Raw genomic sequence first — 17195 nt, forward strand, 5'->3', positions numbered from 1 at the left:
GGGTCTCTCTAGCTCCGGCGGGATCCCAGGAACTCGCGGTACACGCCGGCCGCGATGCGGGCCGATCGCTCCCACGTGTACCGCGCCGCGGTCTCGATGGCCGCGGCGCGCAGGCGCCGCCTCACGCCTTCCTCCAGGATAGCCTCCATCGCGCGGGCGAGATCGTCTGTCCTCGAGGGATCGACGAGGAGCGCGCTCTCCCCGTGCCGGAGGAACTCGGTGAAGGGCGGCTGCGCGGAGCTCACCACCGGCGCGCCGGACGCCATCGCCTCGAGCAGGACGAGCCCGAACCCCTCGCGCACGGAGGGGAAGACGAACGCGTCCGCCAGCCGGTAGAGCGGCGGGATCAGCGCGTCGGGGAGCACGCCCGCGAGCACGAGCGGCGGCGGCGACGCGCCCGCTGTCGGCGACGCGCCCGCTGTCGGCGACGCGCCCGCTGTCGGCGACGCGCCCGCTGTCGGCGACGCGCCCGCTGTCGGCGCGCCCGCCGTCGGCGCCCCCGCCGGCCACACGCCGCCTCCTCGCGCGATCGCCTCGAACTCGCGCTGATAAGGCGCGTGATCGAAGAGCGTCTCTCCGCCCGCGATGACCAGCTGGGCGCCGGGCAGCCGCCGCCGCACCGCGAGGAAGGCCTTCAGCAGGCCGATCGAGTTCTTGCGCGGCTCGACGCCGCCCACGGTCACGTAGAGCGGCGACCCCGTGGCGCCGAGCCGCGCCCGCAGCGCCGCCTCCTGGCCGTCCGGCGCCGGCGTGTAGCGCCGCAGGCTCACCCCGTTCGGGATGATCGCCGCGTCGACGCCGAGATCGGCCCGGAGCACCTTCCGCCACGCCTCGCTGACCACCAGGCACGCGTCCGCCTCGCGCACGGAGCGCTCCTGGCAGGCGCGCAGGTACGGGCTGTCGTAGTCGTCGAGGTGGTGCACCGTCCGGAGGAAGCGCGGGACGCGCCCCTCGGCGCGCAGCGTCGCGAGCGCGTTCGCGCTGATGCAGTCCTGGGCGTGCCAGACGTCGTGCCGCGCCCCGAGCCGGCGCAGCCCGGTCGTCATCTCCGCGATGCGCTGCTCCACGACAGCGTCGATCCCCGCCGGCGCGGGCGCGGCGGGCACGAGGACCGACGGGCAGCGCGGCGCGCGGTAGAAGCCGCCCTGGTCCTTGTTCAGCGCGTAGATGCAGACCTCGACGCCGAGGTCGTGCAGCGCCTCGGCGAGCTCCACCGTGTGCACGACGCCGCCGCGCGGCTTGGTCGAGTACGTGAGGAGCGCGACCGAGAGCGGCGCGCCGATCCCGCCCGCCCGCCCGCCCGCGCGCGTGCTCTCGCTCATCGCGCCCCCTCCCCGGCGAAGCCCGTGAGCGGCTCCGCGGCGAGGTCCCAGAGCGTCTGCCGCTCGCCGCCGGCCTGCAGCGTGAGCCGCCGCGAGCCGTCGACCACGCCCACCGCCGCGCTCGCGATGCCCCGCCGCGCGAACGCCGCGAGCACCTCGCTGGCGGCCTCGGGGCGCACGCTGAGCAGGAAGCCGTAGCTCGGGAACGCGAGCAGCCAGCGCGCGAGCGACGGCTCGCATAGATCGCGCACCGCGCGCGGCCTAGGGACGGCCTCGAGGTCGAGCACGGCGCCGGCGCCGGACGTCTCCAGGAGCATGAGCAGCGTCCCCGCGACGCCGCCCATGCTGATGTCCTTGCCCGCGTCGCACAGGCCCGCCTCGGCGAGGGCGGGCAGGATCTCGAGGTCGCCGCGGAGCCGCGCCGGGTCCGCCCCGGTCGAGGCGTTCCAGAAGGGGTGCTCCGCGTGCATCGCGCCGCGCAGGTCGATCGCCGCGACGAGCACGTCGCCCGGGCGCGCCGCGAAGCTCGTGATGAGCCGCCGCGCGCGCCCCGCGATGGCCACGGCGAGGGCGTTGTAGGGGCTGCGCGCGCTCGTATGCCCTCCAACGATCGGCACGCCGTAGGCGCGCGACGCGGCGACCATGCCTTCCCAGACCGGCTCCAGCGCGCCGGCCGAGGTCCCCCAGACGACGTCGACCACGGCGATGGGGCGGCCGCCCATCGCGAAGATGTCGCTGATGTTGACCATGACCGCGCTGTAGCCCGCGAACCGCGGATCCCCTTCGAGGAACGCCGGCCAGATCCCCTCGGCGGCGAGGAGCAGGTAGCCGTCCCCGTCCGGGATCGCCGCGCAGTCGTCGCCGAGCGCCGCGGGCCTGTCGACCGCGCCGCCCGCGCCGCCGGCGCCCGCCTTGCCCGACAGGTGCCGCGCCGGGATCTGCACGTCCCGCTTCGCGAGGATGCCGAGCGCGCCGCGCAGCTCTGCCGCGATGCCGGCGAGCATCAGCGGAACCCCTGCCCGGGCGGCGGGCGCGGCTCGTCGCCTGGCGGGTAGCTCTCGAGGTCGGCCTGCATCAGGTGGTGCGGGTGATCGCGGTACGAGCGCTCCTCGAGGGTGCGCCAGTGGATGCTCTCGAAGAACGGCACGTTGGCCACCTGCACGAGCGCGAGGAACCGCTGGCACCCCCAGCCGTGGGCGGTGGTGACCGCCTTGTGGACGAGGCCGCGGCCGACGACGCCCTGCTTGCGGTGGGCGCGCGCGACGCCGAGCCGGCCGCCGTACCAGAGGCCGGGCTCCACCTCGTAGATGCGCACGGTGCCGACGACCTCCTCGCCCTCGCGCGCCCCGGGGTGCACGGCGGCGATGGGGAACGCGGCGGCGTCCCACTCGTCCTCGTCCGTGGCCTTAAACAGCCCTTGCTCGTCGCAGAAGATGGCCCGGCGCAAGCGGAGGTACGCGAGATGGGTCTCCCTGCTCTGCACCAGCTCGAAGCTGTACGGTGGCGTCATCGGAGCTCTCCGGGGTTGATGTCCATGCCGCGCCGGGTCCCGGCGGCGCTGCGGCCCGGCCTTCTGCCTCGAAGCCCGGGAGCCCCGAGCAGGCGCCGCAGCGGGCGCAGCCCGCCTTCACGTCGGTCCCGCGCATCCCCGCCCGCGCGAGCAGCGGGCCGACGCGCGTGTAGAGCGCTCGCATGAAGTCCCCCGAGGGCGGCGCGCGGTCGGCCGAGGGCGTCCCGGGGATCGGCACGAGCGGCACGAGGAACGGATAGACCCCCATCGCGATGAGCCGCTCGCTCGCGCCGAGCAGCGACCCGAGCGAGTCGCCGAGCCCCGCGATGAGGTACGTCGACACCTGGCCGCGCCCGAACACGCGCACGGCCGCCTCGAACGCCTCGAAGTACCGGGCCACGCTCACCTCGGCCTTGCCCGGCATCGCCGCCGCGCGCACCTCGTCCTCGACCGCCTCGAGGTGCATGCCGAGGCTGTCGACGCCGGCCGCGCGCATCCGCTCGAACCAGGCGAAATCGTCCGGCGGCTCGCACTGCGCCTGCACCGGCAGGTCGACGCGCGCCTTGATGCCGCGCGCGCAGTCGGCGAGGTGCGCCGCGCCGCGATCGGCCGACCGCGGCGTGCCGGTGGTCAGCGTCACGTGCCGCACCCCGTCGAGCCGCGCCGCCGCCTCGGCGACCTCGCCGAGCTGCTCCGGCGTCTTCTTCGCGGTGGTGCGCCCCGCCGCGAGCGACTGCCCGATCGCGCAGAACGTGCAGGCCTTCTCGCGCTCCGAGTACCGGATGCACGTCTGGAGCACGGTCGAGGCGAGGACGTCCGCGCCGTGCAGCAGCGCGATCTTGGGGTAGGGGATCCCGTCCTGCGTCGAGAGCGCGTAGAAGCGCGGCGCCTTCACGAGGGCGATCGGCGCGAGCTCCTCGCCGTCCCGCGCCACGGTCCCCGCCCCGTCGCGCCCGATCCGCGCCACGAACGGCGACGCCGCCGCCGCGTCGGTGTGGATCGGGATCATCACCGTGGCGCCGCGGAGCGTGGCGGCCACGTGCTGGGTCGGCCCGGCCCCGCCGCGGCGCGAGGTCCACGCGCGGCGGCCCTCGCCGTCGCCGGAGGCGGGCTCCGGCGGCGGCGCGGCGTCCGCGTCGGCGGCCTCAGCCAGCCTCAGGCCGAACGACTGGAGCTCGGTGATCAGCGTCTGGGTATCCATGGTCCACCGCCGCAGGCTCGAGGGAAGAGGCCCTGGGGTCGCCGGCGCCGACCGCGACCGACCGCGGCGCCAAGTCCATCCAGAGCCGCAGCAAATCGGGCCGGGCGTAGTGCCCGGCCGCGTCCATCATCCGCTTTCGCTTCGTGATCAGGGCGAAGTCGAGGTCCGCGACGGCCATCCCCTCGCCGTCGGTCACCGGCGGGCACGCGTGCATGCCCTCCGGCGTCACGATGGCCGTCATGCACCCGCCGCGCAGCGCGCCCTGCATCTGCTCGTTCGGCGCGATCTCCCGCACCTGCTCCGGCGTCAGGAAGGCCGTGGCGTTCACCACGAAGCAGCCCGACTCCAGCGCGTGGTGCCGGATCGTCACCTCCATCTGCTCGGCGAAGATCGACCCGACCAGCGAGCCGGGGAACTGGCTGCAGTGGATCTGCTCGTGCTGCGCGATGAGCGCGAACCGCGCGAGCGGGTTGTAGTGCTCCCAGCAGGCGAGCGCCCCGAGCCTCCCGACCGCGGTGTCCACGGCCCGGAGCCCCGAGCCGTCGCCCTGCCCCCAGATCATCCGCTCGTGGTAGGTCGGCGTGAGCTTGCGCCGGTGGAGCGCGAGGGAGCCGTCCTTGTCGAAGACGAGCTGCGCGTTGTAGAGCGTCCCGTGGTCGCGCTCGTTCACGCCGAGCACCACCACCACCCCGTGCGCGCGCGCGGCGGCCGCCACGGCCCGGGTGACCGGGCCGGGGACGGTGACCGCCTCCTCGTAGAGGCGCATGTGCTCCTTGCCCATGGCGGGCGGCGGGAGCACGAACGAGAAGTACGGGTAATACGGGACGAACGCCTCGGGGAAGACGCAGAGCTCGGCGCCTTCCTTCGCGGCCCTGGCGATCGAGGCGACGACGCGCTCGGTCGTCCCGTCCCGGCTGCCGAGGACGGGGCTGGCCTGCACGGCGGCCGCCCTGATCTTCCGGTCGTACTCCATGGACGGCGCCCGGATCAGAGCGTCCAGGAGTGGACCACGAACGCGTTGTCCCGGCGGTGGAGGAGCTGGATGTCGAGCACGTCGAGCGGGCTGACCGGCTTGATCCCCGGGATCAGCGCGTGCTCGCCGTGGCCGTAGAGCGCCTGGAGGGCGAACCGGCAGGCGTACACCTTGCCGCCCTCCTCCATGAAGCGGCCGATCTGCTGGTTGACCGCGAGGTGCCCGGAGAACGCCTCGCTGCCGAGCTTCGGAAAGCCGCGCTGGAGACCGAGCGTGACGCCCGGCCCGTAGAGCAGGATGGATGTCTCGAACCCTTTGCGCTGTAGGCGGATCGCCGTCAGCACGTTGACGAGGCCGATCGAGCCCTCGAAGGCCACCGTGTGAAAGGTAACGAGCGCCTTCTCTCCCGGCTTCGCCTTGACGTCTTCGAAGACCTTCTCCTCGTAATCGACCAGGAAGTCACCAGCGTTGTAGGCGGGATACGTCGGCTTCGGCATTGGTTACCTCTCTCCTAGAGTGGATGAGTTGAGGGCATTGTGGTTTCTCCGCGCAAGGGAAATGAAGGTGTCCTGTCTCGATTTCGAGCGGTCGTTCTCGGTGGACCGGCGCGATCGCGCAAACCGCCCCTGTCCCGTTTCAAGGGTGTTTCTTGAACGTTCGAGGACGTCGCCAGAGACGTTGTCTGAAACGTTTCTCGAACGTTTCGAGATCTCGTCTGTGATGTCGAGTGTGGCTGGGTAGGTGCGGCGCGCTCGTGCGTGCGAGCGGCGGAGGCGGGCAGGGGGGATGGCGCGGCTCCTGCGGAGCCAGCGCCGGGCTGTCGCCGAGCTACCGCTGCTTCTTTCGAGTCTTCGAAGTTTTGCCGGCCTTGCCGGCCTTCCCGGGCTTGCCGCTCTTGACGCGCTTGCCGCCGTCACCGCTCTTGCCGGCCTTCACGACCCTGGTGGTCTTCGTGCTCTTGCTGGTCTTGACCCGGCGAGTGGCCCGTCCGTCCGCCGCCTCGCGCCGCAGCCGGCGCGGCTTCGGCTCGTCCGACGCGCCTTCGCCGGCGAGCCGCCGGCCGTAGATCGTGCGCCGGAGGATGGCGACGTCCTCGATCTGCACGAGCGTCGTGTCGCCGATCGCGATCCGGTCGCCCGACCGGCGGCCGATGACGCGCAGCCCCTCGTCGTCGATCTCGTACTGATCCGGGCCGAGCGACTCCATGCGGACGAGCACGTCGACGAACGGATCCTCGATGTTCACGTAGACGCCCGTGCCCACGAGGCCCGTCACGGTGCCCTCGAAGATGTCCCCGAGCCGGGAGCGCATCAGGAGCGCGCGGTGCAGATCGACCACCTCGCGCTCCACCTCCATCGCCTTGCGCTCCCGCTCGGACGCCGTGACGGCCGCCTCGCGCAGCCGCTCGATGGCCGCCTCGCTCCGGTCGATGCTCTCGCCGCGCAGCACCGCGCGGATGGCCCGGTGCGCCGTGATGTCCGGGTAGCGCCGGATGGGCGAGGTGAAGTGCAGGTACGCGCTCGAGGCCAGGCCGAAGTGGCCCACGTTGGCGATGTCGTACACCGCCTGCTTCATCGCGCGGAGCAGGAGCATGTGCAGCACCTGCTTCTGCGGGTGCGCGTCGAGCTTCTTCAGGAACACCGACAGTCGCTTGGGATCGGCCGCGTCCTCGGGGTCGAACGCGAGCCCGAGCTCTCCGCACATCGTCGCGAAGCGCTCGAGCTTCGCCTGGTCCGGCGGCGCGTGGTACCGGAAGACGGTCGGGATGCTCTGGTCGACGACGAACTGCGCGCAGGTCTCGTTCGCGAGGAGCATCAGCTCCTCGATGAGCTGGTAAGCCTTCGCCACGCCGGGGTCGTGGCTGCGCTTCTGCACGTCGACGGGCCCGCCCGTCTCCGGGTCGAGCACCACCTTCGCCTCGGGCAGGTCGAGGTCGAGCGCGCCCCGCCGCATCCGCTTGCCGCGGAGCAGCCGGGCGAGGTCCCACATCACCTGGAGGTCGTTCCTGTACGCCTCGGCCTCGGGGCTCCGCGGCGGCTCGGTGGTGAAGCCGAGCGCGCGCGCCACGCCCGGGTAGGTGAGCTTCGCGGCCGAGCGGATGTAGCCCTCGATGACGCGCGCGCGCCGCACCGTCGCCGCCGCGTCGAGCTCGACCTCCACGCACAGGCAGAGCCGGATCACGCCCGGCAGGAGCGAGCAGAGGTTCGACGAGAGCGCCCGCGGCAGCATCGGGATCGCGCGGTCGGGCAGGTAGATCGAGTTGCCGCGCCCGAGCGCCGCCTCGTCGAGCGCGGTGCCCGGCCGCACGTAGTGCGAGACGTCGGCGATCGCGATCCAGGCCCGGTACGAGCCGTCCTCCTCGCGGATCACCCAGACCGCGTCGTCGTGGTCGCGCGCGTCCTCCGGGTCGATCGTCGGCATGGGCAGGTGGGTGAGGTCCGTGCGCCCCTCGAGCGCCTCGGCCGGCACCTCGTCGCCGAACGCCTCGGCCTCGGCGATCGCCGCCGGCGGGTGCTCCTCCTCGATCCCCTCGCGCATCAGGATCTTGGCGACCTCCACGTTCGGGTCGCCGGGCGCCCCGAGCACCGCCTCGATCACGCCCTCCGGGTTCTCCTCGGGCAGGTCCGGGAAGCGGGTGAGCGACACGACCGCCGCGGCGCCGTCCTCGGCGTCGGGCGGCACGAGCGGTCCGCCCTGCTCGCGCGGCACGATCACGATCGGCCCGCGGACGCGCCCGTCGTCCGGCTCGAGCCAGGCGCTCTTGCCTCGTCGCCGCAGCACGCCCGCCACGCGCGTGTGGCGCCGCTTGATGACGCGGACGACCGCCCCCTCCACGCCGCGCCGCGAGCGCGTCGCGATGCGCACCGCGACGGTGTCGCCGTGGAGCGCGCCGCCCATCGCCTCGGGCGAGATGTACACGTCCTCGGCCGCACCTCCGAGCGACACGAAGCCGAAGCCGCGCGGGTGCACGCTGAGCGTCCCCTCGCGCTCGGCGCCGCGCGCCTCGACCTGCTGGGAGCTCAGGCGGAACTTTTGGCCGGGGAGCGCGACGATGCTGCCCTCCAGCGACATCTCCTCGAGCACCCGCTGCAGCCGCGAGTAGCGGCTCGGCTCGATGCCGAGGCGCTCCGCGATCTCGTTGGCGTGCAGGGCGCGCTTGAAGGAGGACAGCAGGTCGACCACGGCCTCCCGGCGGCGCACGCCCAGGCCGGTCGGCGGGGAATCTCCTCGAGATGAAGAACGCATGAAACTCGACTAGCACGAGTCTCCTCGCGCTGGCTGTCTCCGCCCGGGTCCGGTATGCATCGAGCGCACTTCTCTCGAGCCGCCACGACCGATGCTGCTGAACTCGATCGCCCTGCTCCTCGCGCTGCTGCTCCTCGTCTTCCTCGCCGCGAGGGGCAACGTCTTCGCGGTGCGTCCGTCCGGCGACGGACAGGCGGATCGCGAGGCGCCCGATCGTCCTCGGGCGAGCCCCGGCGCGCCCGCGCCGTCGGCTGTAGACAGGCAGGCCGGGCGCGCGCGGTTCTTCGTCACGCTCTTCCGGCTCGCGCTCTTCGTCGCGATCGCGGCGAGCGCGGCGCTCGTCGTCGAGTACCAGAACGCGGGCGACCCGGCGTTCTGCGGCGTCACGTCGGGCTGCTTCGCCGTCCGGGTATCGCCGTACAGCCGCCCGCTCGGGCTGCCGCTGCCCAACCTCGGCCTCGCCGCCTACACGACGCTCCTCGCCGCCTCGCTGCTCGCGCGGGAGCGCTGGCACCACGTCGCGATCGCGGCCGCCTCGGCCGTCGGCGGCCTCGGCGCCACGGTGCTCCTCGGGCTGCAGGCCTTCGCGATCGGCGTGTTCTGCGCGTGGTGCGTCGCGGTCGACCTCGCGGCCCTCGCCGCCGCGGTCACGTCGGCCCTCGTCGCGTGGCAGGCGTGGCGCATGCCGCGCGCGGCCTTCGATCGCGCCGCCCAGGGTGGGCTGCCGAGCACGACGGCGTGGGGCGCGGCGTCGGTGGCCGCGATCGGCCTGCCGTTCCTCTGGGGCGCTCACCCGGTCATCCCGCCGCTCCCGCCGGAGATCGCGGCGCTGCAGGAGCCGGGCAAGATCACGGTCGTCGCCTTCACCGACTTCGAGTGCCCCTTCTGCCGCAAGCTGCACCCCGAGATGAGCAAGATCGAGGAGCCCTACGGCGACCGGCTGCGCCACGTGCGCAAGATGGTGCCGCTCCCGAGCCACCCCGGCGCGCTCCCCGCGGCGAAGGCGTACGTCTGCGCGCCCGAGGAGAAGCGCGAGCAGGCCGCGGCGCTGCTCTACAGCGCGCCGCCCGGCCGGCTCACCGACGCGCGCGTCGCCTCCGTGCTGGCGCCGCTCGGGCTCTCCTCCACGGACCTCGAGGCGTGCCTCGCCGCGCCCGGGACCCAGGCCGCCATCGACGCAGACGTCGCCATGTATGGGCGGATGGAGGCGCGCGGGCTCCCCACGACCTACGCCGGGCGGCGGCTCGTGGTGGGGTACAACCCCGATCGCCTCCGCGATGCGCTGCGCCGCGAGGCAGCCGGCGACCCTCTGAGCCTGCCGCTCCCGTGGCTCTTCGTCGCGCTTTTCGGGGTTTCCGCGGTCGCCGTGCTCGTGGGCAGCAGGGATCGCTCGCGCGGCGCGCAGGAGGGGCCGCCGTCGTCCGGGTCGCCGCCGCCGTCGTCCGGGTCGCCGCCGCCGTCGTCCGGGTCGCCGCCGCCGTCGTCGAAGTCGGCGCGGGCGTGAGCCACATCGCGCCCGCCGCTGCCTTTCGCGGCTGGTCGGCGGGTGACAGAATAGCTCATGTCTGATCATCCCGAGCTAGCTGGCAAGCTCCCCCTGGAGTTCTTCCGCCAGCTCCCCAAGACCGATCTGCACGTCCACCTCGACGGCTCTCTGCGCCTCGAGACGATCATCGAGCTCGCCCGCACCCACCGCGTCGAGCTCCCGACGTACGAGCCGACCGAGCTGCGCAAGCTGATGAATCTGGGTCAGAACTGCGGCTCGCTCGTCGAGTACCTCAAGGCGTTCGACATCACGCTGCGCGTCCTGCAGACCGAGGAGGCGCTCTACCGCGTCGCCTACGAGCTCGCGGAGGACGCCGCGCGCGAGAACGTCCGTTACATGGAGGTCCGCTACTCGCCGATGCTGCACACCCGCCTCGGGCTGCGCCTCACGAGCGTTGTCGAGGCGGTGCTCTCCGGGCTCAGGGCGGCGCGCGAAGCGCTGGGCATCGAGAGCAACGTCATCGTCTGCGGGATCCGCAACATCTCGCCCGAGTCGTCGCTGGAGATGGCGGAGCTCGCGGTGGCGTACAAGAGCCGCGGCGTCGTCGGGTTCGACCTCGCCGGCGCCGAGTACGACCACCCGGCGAAGCACCACAAGGCCGCGTTCCAGCTCGTGCGCCAGAACAACATCAACTGCACGATCCACGCGGGCGAGGCGTACGGGCCCGAGTCGATCGCCCAGGCGCTCCACGTCTGCGGCGCGCACCGGATCGGCCATGGCTGTCGCCTGCGCGAGGACGGCGGCCTGCTCCACTACATCAACGATCACCGCATCCCGCTCGAGTGCTGCCCGTCATCGAACGTGCAGACCGGCGCGGTGCGCGACCTCGCCTCGCACCCGCTCAAGCTCTACCAGAGCCTCGGCCTGCGGGTGACGGTCAACACCGACAACCGGCTCGTGACCGACACGACGGTGTCGCACGAGCTCTGGCACTGCCACACGAAGATGGGATTCGGGCTGAACGAGATCAAGTCGACCATCGTGGCCGGCTTCAAGAGCGCGTTCTTGCCGTTCCACATCAAGCAGGCGTATCTCCGCCGCGTCACCGAGGAGCTCGAGCGCTTCTCCGCCGACGGCTCGATCCGCCCCGCTCCGCCCCCCACGGCGCCTGGCCACGAGGTCGTCGAGCTCGTCCAGAAGGACGGGAAGGAGGGGAAGGACGGCAGGCATGGCGCCCCGGTGCCCGTGGAGAAGGCCGCCAACTGACGCGCTGGCCGGGCGCGGGGCCGGCGGGCTGACCGGGGCGTCGCCGCGCTGGCCGGGCACCGCAGGGGTCAGGGCGGCGACATCCGGTCAGCGCGCGGGCCGGGCGGGGCTCAGCCGCCCTTCCACTCGGTCCGCTGCACCACGGGCAGCTGCAGCGCGCGCTCCCGATCGAGGTCGAGCGACCCGAGGTGGATCGCGATCGGCGACTGCACCCACTTGAAGATCGATCTCGAGAAGAGCGTCGCGAACTTCTCGGCCCAGGCCCGCAGCGCGGCGGGGTCCTTGTCGGGGAACAGGCTGGGGAGGGCGGCGCCCACCTCGTCGGCGGCGAGCTTCTCCGCGCCGTAGAGGTAGAGGCACGCGTCGAGGACCTCGAACGGCATGAGCTCGGCCTCGCCCGACTGGTTCTCGGCGAGCTCCGGCCCCGCGGTGGTGGCGAGCGTCTGCTGGATGCCCTTGAAGCCGAAGCGCTGCGAGAGGCGCTCGATCAGCGCGATGACCACCGTCTTCGGCAGGTTGGCGATCACGCTGAACGCCCCCTCGAGGTCGCCGCCCACCGTGGTGTAGCCGAGCGCCTTCTCGCTCATGTTCCCCGTCTGCAGGAACAGCGCGCCGCTCGTGTTCGACCAGTTCCACATGCGCCCGCCCCGGATGCGCGCCTGCACGTTCTGCTTCGTGAGCTCGGTGAGCTGCCGGTCGCCGCCGACCATCCCCTGGGCGGCCTCCATCTCCCGCAGGAACGCGTCCTCGATCGGGATCACCGCGAACGACACCCCGAGATCGTCGGCGATCTGCGCCGCCGCCCCGTGCGTGGCGTCGCTCGAGTAGCGCGACGGCATGAAGAACGCGTGGAGCGAGCTCTTCATCCGGTCGCGGAGCGCCTCGCCCTCGAGGCCCGGGTGGATGAGCTGCACCGCGCGCCAGGCGACGAGCAGCGTGAGGAGCGAGTCGCGCCCGCCCGAGAGCGCGAGGCCGATGCTCTTGAAGGCGCCGATCTTGCGGTAGTAGTCGGCGACGCCGAGCGCGAGCACCTCGTAGAAGTCGTCGAGCAGCTCGTCGCGCGCCGAGATCGCCGGCAGCGCCGCCGAGGGCAGGAACGGCGTCGTGCCGGGCGGCGGCGCGGGGTAGGCGAGGCGGGAGCGGTCCGCGGTCTTCCCCTCGACCCGGAGGACCTCGACCATGTGCGGGGAGGCGCGGCGGAACTCCTCGAGGTCGCTGCGCCAGGTGCTCGCCTCGCGGCGGCAGCGCGTCGTCCGGTCGAGGTCGACGACGGCCGCGGAGAACCCCTCGCGGAACCGCGGCGCCTCCAGCATCGGGCGGCCGTTCTGGTTGATGAACCCGCCGCCGTCGAAGACGAGCCCGTCGTTGCCGCCGACGAGGTTCGCGTACGCGATCGTGCACTGGTTGTCCGCCGCCCGGGTCGCGATCATCTCGCGCCGGGTCCCCGCCACCCCGGCGCGGAACGGCGACGCCGAGATGTTGCAGACGATCTCGGCGCCCGCGTAGCAGCGGCGCCGCATCGGGCCGTCGGGCGACCAGATGTCCTCGCACACCTCGACCGCGATCGTCCCGAAGTCGAAGGCGTAGATGCGGTCGCCGCAGAGCACGCCGCCGGCGTCGAGCTCCATGAACGGCATGCCGCGCGAGAACGTCCGCGCCTCGTAGAAGATGTTGTAGGTCGGCAGCTTCTCCTTCGGGGAGAAGGCGAGCACCCGGCCCGCGTGGACGATCGCGCCCGCGTTGAAGAGGTCGCCTCCCACGCCCACGGTCACGCCGATGACGAACACGGTGCGGAGCGACGCCGTCTCCTCGGCGAACCGGCGGAGCTCGCGCTGCTGGCTCTCGACGAACGCCGGCCACTGCACGAGGTCCTCGGCCGCGTAGCCGCCGATCACCTGCTCAGGGAAGACCGCCAGCGTGACGTCGTCGCGCGCCATCGAGCGGGCGATCGAGACGCACCGGTCGGTGTTCGAGCGGACGGCGCCGACGGTCGCGTTGACGTTGGCGATTCCGATCTTGACGAGTCGCATCGCGCAGCAGCCTAGCGCGGCAGCACGGCGCTGAGCAGGCCGAAGAGCTTGTCGAGCTCCCCTGGCGTCACGCGCCGCTTCGCCTTCACCCGGTCCCCCTCGGCGAAGAACCCGATCGGGTCGACGACGCGGACCGTGACGATGGCGATGCGGAACGAGGTCGTGCGCTCGATCTCCTCGTTGAGGAACTCCGCGTCGCGCGCGGCCTGCTCGGGGCCCTCGCTCGGGCCGTCGAGCGCGAGCAGGGCGCCGCCGTCCTTGGCCAGCGTCACGGTGGCCTCGATCGACCTCAGCGTGGGCGGCACGCGGGGCGCCTCTCGCGGCCCCTTCAGGGTCCGCGCCGGGTCGACCGCCGTGGCGAGCGCGGCCTCCTCGCCGGTCGGATCGGGGAAGCCCCCCGTCCCGACGAAGCGCCGCGCCTCGCGCGCCCGCGCCGCCGGCAGCACCACGAGGAAGCTCGGCTCCACGGTCGCGACGACGCGGGTGTGCCCCTTGATGGTCACGCGCACCGCCGGCACGCCGAGCCCGCTCTCCCGCGTCCCTGGCGGCTGGCTGCGCGAGAGGAGCGCGTCGAGCCCTGACTCGAGCTTCTCCGGCGGCAGGTTGTGCTCCAGGACGATCACCGCCTCGCTGGCCGCGTCCGCGCGCGGCGCGGTGACGAAGGCGCGCTCGAGGTCCCGCTCCGGATCGAGCCCGGTGCCGCCGAGCACGGGGCCCCACAGATCGAGCGCCGCGAGCCGCGCCATGATGGGGTGGCCTCGGGTCCTGTCGGCGTACACGAGCACCGAGACCTTCCCCCCGGCGATCGACTGCGCGATCGCTGCCGCGTTGCGCGGCTTCGGCGGCGGCGCGGTCTCCACGGCCGGCGCGACCGGCGACGCGGAGCCGCATGCGACGGCGAGGAGGGCGAGGCCGATGACGAGGAGCCGGAGCGGCGCCCGGCGCGACGCGGCGAGGGGCCCTTGGCGAGCGGACTGCATCACCCGGGCGACGTTACCGGCACCTCCCGGATCCCGCCAGCCGGGCGTGCTTGCCGGCGCGGCGGCGCATCGACGAGGCGAGAAGGTGCGCGGGCTCGCGGTCCACCTCGCGCGTCTCGTGGCGGGGCGACCATCCCTCTTCCTCGCGTCGGGACCTCGAGTAGGATGCCCCTCCGCGGTCCACGCCGAGCCCGTGCGCCGCAAGGCTCCGTGTCGCGCGACGTCGCGGGCGCGGGGCCCGACCCATGCTGAAGAGGAGTGTCACCCCATGGCGGTCCGCCCTTCCGATCTGCACGCGATCCCCCTGTTCGAGCGAATCACGGAGGACCACCTCGACGAGCTGATGATGGCGTTCCAGCGCCAGGAGGTCCCGACCGGCGACGTGCTCTTCGAGGCCGGGAGCGCGCCGACGCACATGCTCCTGCTGGTGAAGGGCGAGGTCGCGCTGCTCGACGCGGGTGAGACGCGCTTCCGCCTGACCCCCATCTCGCCCATCGGCGAGCTCGGCGCGCTGACCGGCTTCCGGCGGACGACGACCGCGGTGACGACGCAGCCCTCGGAGATCTGGCGCATCGGCGTCGCGGAGCTCCAGGACTTCTTCGAGGAGCACGGCGACGTCGCTTACCCCTTCTACAACAACCTGCTCAACGTGGTCGCCGGCAAGATCCGCCGCGACGCGCGGCGCCTCGAGGAGGTCCGCGCGAACCTGATCCGCACGCAGAAGGCGATGAAGCGGCTGCTCGAGCTCGTGCTCGACAGCGAGGAGACGCCGCTGAGCAAGGTCATCTGCGCGACGCTCGAGGAGCTCATCGAGAAGAACCGGCGCTCCCACTACCTGGTCGAGCCGGCCCACACGCTGAAGAGCGCCGTCCGTCTGGACAGCGGCGCCCTCGTCCCGGTCGTCGAGCTCTCGGACGGCTGGCTGCGCCTCGCTGGCTTGCGCGACGCCGCGAAGGGCGCGCACTGGAGCGGCGTGCTGGTGCTGCCCGCGCGCGAGATCCCGGTGAGCGGGACGGTCGACTCCGTCGACGAGCACAGCGCGCTGGTGAAGCTCGACCTCCTGATCGACGAGTACGCCGCCGTGCTCCAGGACTACCTGACGCGCCTCCAGATGCTGGATTTCGTGGTGTGATCCCGCGCCGCGCGGCCTCGCGCCGCGCGGCGCCGTCGCACCGTCCCTCGCGCGTCGGTCTCGGACTGCTCTCAGACCGTTGCCAGGGTCGTGCCCGGTGATCTACGGTTCCAGCAGCTCCCTGACATCGCAACGCTGAGCCGAAGTGGCGGAATGGCAGACGCGGCGGATTCAAAATCCGCTGTCCGCAAGGGCTTGTGGGTTCGAGTCCCACCTTCGGTACTGATGCGGAATCCCTGGACGATGCGCCGGAGTGCGGAGGTCGTCGTCCGCTGGCGAGGGCGCCTGCGGGCTCGCGCTTGCCGGGCGCACCATTCTGGACTGATCGTTCCAGAATGACCGGTCCAGGATGCGGCGCCGGGGGACGGCTCCCGCCGGGTGACGGTTGGCGACCGTCCTGGTCGCCGCACGGCGTTCCGGGATTCGGCCGTCCGTGACGCTGGGCGAGCGTGGACGGCGCGCTCTGCCGGAACAATGGGCTGTCGGGCTGCTACGCTCGGCTCGCATGGCGCGTCGGAGCGGAGGCATCGAGCGGCTGGGCGCGATGATCCAGCGGGAGTCCTCACTTGCCGCGCCGGCGGAGGTCGACACCGCGCCGATGCCGTTCCGCGACTGGGAGGCGGCCGTGGGGTCCCGGATCGCGGCGCGCGCGCGGCCGCTCAAGCTGGAGCGCGGCGTGCTGCACGTCCGCGCGGCCAGCTCGACGTGGGCGCAGGAGCTCTCGATGCTCGGCGACGCGATCACCACGCAGCTCCGCGCGCGCGGCCTGCCGGTGCACTCGCTCCGGTTCCGCGTCGGCAAGGTGGAGCCGGTCGCGCGGCCTCCCTGGCGCGAGGAGGTCCGCCCGGCGCCGAAGGAGGCGCCGCTCCCGCTCGAGGTGCGGCGGGAGCTCGGGAAGGTCGCCGATCCCGAGCTGCGCGACGCGATCGCGAAGGCCGCCTCGAGGAACCTCGGCTGGCAGGAAGCGGAGGCGAGCGTGGGACCTCGCAAACCACCGCCGCCCGTCTCTCCCGCGGCTCCGCCGCCTGCTTCTCGCGCGGCCCCGCCGCCTACTTCTCGCGCGGCCCCGCCGCCGGCCTCTCGCGCGGCCCCGCCGCCGGCCTCTCGCGCGGCCGCGCGCGCGACGCCGCCATCGCCGCGCGCGTCGCCTCAGGCCGCCGCGCCTGCTCGCAAGGCGCCCGGCGGCGACCCGCCGCCCGCTACTTCGCCGCGACGAGCCGCTCGAGACCCTCAATCCGCTGCATCAGAAACCGCTCGGTCGGACCGAACGAAGGAGCCATCCGGCGCAGGTCGTCGAGGTAGATCCTGAGCGGCTGGATATCGAGCGACTTGACGCGCCGGACCACGGTGTAGAGCTCGTCGACGACGGGCCCCGGCAGCGGGCGGCGCGCGATCGTGAAGAGCTCGAACGCGTAGTTGACCCAGGTCCCCTTGGTCGTGGCGCCGGCGAGGCGAGCCGCGTAGCGCGCCGCGAGCTCCGCGGCCGGCATCTCCAGCGGCACGTTCGTCCGCGCGCGGCTGAGGATGTCGATCAGCACGGTCTGCAGGATGCGCTCGGCCTCCTCGCTCCGGCCCATCGCGAGCGCCTTGTCGGCGAGGCTCGCGAGCAGGCGCAGCGACTGGAAGCCCTTGGAGCCGCCGTCCCCCGTCGGGCTCGTGAGCTCCGTCGGGTCGTCCGACATCTTGCGCATCTCGGTCAGCGCCATCGCGCCGAGCGTCGCGGTCGCGCGCCGGAACTCGACGCCGTAGGCGTCGTGGGGCCGCGACTCCTCGCCGCCGTAGAGCAGCATCTCCTGGCTGCCGATGATGATGCGGTCGCCGTCGGTCAGCTCGCGCTGGCCCGAGATGCGCGTGCCGTTGACGTACACCCCGTTCCTGCTCTCGAGATCGATCGCGGCGACCCCGTCGCTGCGCACCTGCAGCGTCGCGTGGCGCCGTGACACCAGCGGGTCGTCGAGCGAGAGCTGGCAGTCGCCGCTCCGGCCAATCACGAAGGGCCCTTCGGGGAGCTCGAAATCGTGCGCCAAGTACCGGAGGCGGAAAGGCATG

At 72.9% G+C, this 17195-nt stretch carries 14 protein-coding genes and 1 tRNA gene; 5 read left to right on the forward strand and 10 right to left on the reverse strand.

Going from position 1 to position 17195, the window contains the following annotated elements; all coding sequences use genetic code 11:
* Nucleotides 1-8: 8 nt before the first annotated feature.
* The 7 genes from WME89_RS52290 to rnr form a co-directional block, all read right to left on the reverse strand.
* Nucleotides 9-1322, reverse strand: a complete 1314-nt coding sequence (locus WME89_RS52290; RefSeq protein WP_438006975.1) for an MSMEG_0565 family glycosyltransferase — start codon at nucleotides 1320-1322, stop codon at nucleotides 9-11.
* Nucleotides 1319-2326, reverse strand: a complete 1008-nt coding sequence (locus WME89_RS52295; protein WP_438006976.1) for a sll0787 family AIR synthase-like protein — start codon at nucleotides 2324-2326, stop codon at nucleotides 1319-1321. Before WME89_RS52295 ends, WME89_RS52290 begins: the two co-directional genes overlap by 4 nt.
* Complete coding sequence (locus WME89_RS52300) at nucleotides 2326-2832, reverse strand: MSMEG_0567/Sll0786 family nitrogen starvation N-acetyltransferase (protein WP_438006977.1); 507 nt, start codon at nucleotides 2830-2832, stop codon at nucleotides 2326-2328. The genes WME89_RS52295 and WME89_RS52300 overlap by 1 nt, the downstream gene beginning before the upstream one ends.
* Nucleotides 2729-4033, reverse strand: coding sequence for an MSMEG_0568 family radical SAM protein (locus WME89_RS52305; protein WP_438006978.1), 1305 nt, complete (start codon nucleotides 4031-4033; stop codon nucleotides 2729-2731). The genes WME89_RS52300 and WME89_RS52305 overlap by 104 nt, the downstream gene beginning before the upstream one ends.
* Complete coding sequence (locus WME89_RS52310) at nucleotides 3978-5006, reverse strand: Nit6803 family nitrilase (protein ID WP_437655540.1); 1029 nt, start codon at nucleotides 5004-5006, stop codon at nucleotides 3978-3980. The genes WME89_RS52305 and WME89_RS52310 overlap by 56 nt, the downstream gene beginning before the upstream one ends.
* Before the next feature lie 14 nt (nucleotides 5007-5020).
* Complete coding sequence (locus WME89_RS52315; protein ID WP_436624011.1) at nucleotides 5021-5503, reverse strand: MSMEG_0572/Sll0783 family nitrogen starvation response protein; 483 nt, start codon at nucleotides 5501-5503, stop codon at nucleotides 5021-5023.
* A gap of 331 nt (nucleotides 5504-5834) precedes the next feature.
* Nucleotides 5835-8252, reverse strand: coding sequence for a ribonuclease R (gene rnr, locus WME89_RS52320; protein WP_438006979.1), 2418 nt, complete (start codon nucleotides 8250-8252; stop codon nucleotides 5835-5837).
* Between the two features lie 91 nt (nucleotides 8253-8343).
* Here rnr and WME89_RS52325 point away from each other — a divergent pair, with 91 nt between their 5' ends.
* Together WME89_RS52325 and add are read left to right on the forward strand one after the other, a co-directional pair.
* Nucleotides 8344-9756 (forward strand): vitamin K epoxide reductase family protein, encoded by a 1413-nt coding sequence (locus WME89_RS52325; protein WP_438006980.1) that lies wholly within the window; start codon nucleotides 8344-8346, stop codon nucleotides 9754-9756.
* A 57-nt stretch (nucleotides 9757-9813) separates the two neighbouring features.
* Entirely contained in the window at nucleotides 9814-11004 is a 1191-nt protein-coding gene (add, locus tag WME89_RS52330) for an adenosine deaminase (RefSeq protein WP_438006981.1), read from the forward strand.
* Nucleotides 11005-11114: 110 nt separating this feature from the next.
* On the opposite strand, the gene nadE is transcribed toward add, so the two are convergent.
* Both nadE and WME89_RS52340 read right to left on the reverse strand, forming a co-directional pair.
* A complete protein-coding gene (gene nadE / locus WME89_RS52335) occupies nucleotides 11115-13034 on the reverse strand; it encodes an NAD(+) synthase (protein WP_438006982.1) in 1920 nt (639 codons plus the stop codon).
* A gap of 11 nt (nucleotides 13035-13045) precedes the next feature.
* Nucleotides 13046-14014, reverse strand: coding sequence for a hypothetical protein (locus tag WME89_RS52340; RefSeq protein WP_438006983.1), 969 nt, complete (start codon nucleotides 14012-14014; stop codon nucleotides 13046-13048).
* Between the two features lie 268 nt (nucleotides 14015-14282).
* On the opposite strand from WME89_RS52340, the gene WME89_RS52345 reads away from it, so the two are divergent.
* From WME89_RS52345 to WME89_RS52355, 3 genes are all read left to right on the forward strand, one after another.
* Nucleotides 14283-15146 carry a Crp/Fnr family transcriptional regulator gene (locus WME89_RS52345; RefSeq protein ID WP_438006984.1) on the forward strand — a complete coding sequence of 288 codons (864 nt, stop codon included), beginning with the start codon at nucleotides 14283-14285 and terminating at the stop codon, nucleotides 15144-15146.
* Between the two features lie 139 nt (nucleotides 15147-15285).
* Nucleotides 15286-15368, forward strand: a tRNA-Leu gene (locus WME89_RS52350).
* A gap of 376 nt (nucleotides 15369-15744) precedes the next feature.
* Nucleotides 15745-16455, forward strand: a complete 711-nt coding sequence (locus WME89_RS52355) for a DUF721 domain-containing protein (RefSeq protein WP_438012080.1) — start codon at nucleotides 15745-15747, stop codon at nucleotides 16453-16455.
* Here the strand turns inward: WME89_RS52355 and WME89_RS52360 are convergent.
* A complete protein-coding gene (locus tag WME89_RS52360; protein ID WP_436624019.1) occupies nucleotides 16346-17194 on the reverse strand; it encodes an FHA domain-containing protein in 849 nt (282 codons plus the stop codon). The genes WME89_RS52355 and WME89_RS52360 overlap by 110 nt on opposite strands.
* Nucleotide 17195: the final 1 nt, after the last annotated feature.

The sequence above is a fragment of the Sorangium sp. So ce321 genome (genome assembly GCF_051530195.1).
GTDB lineage: Bacteria > Myxococcota_A > Polyangia > Polyangiales > Polyangiaceae > Sorangium.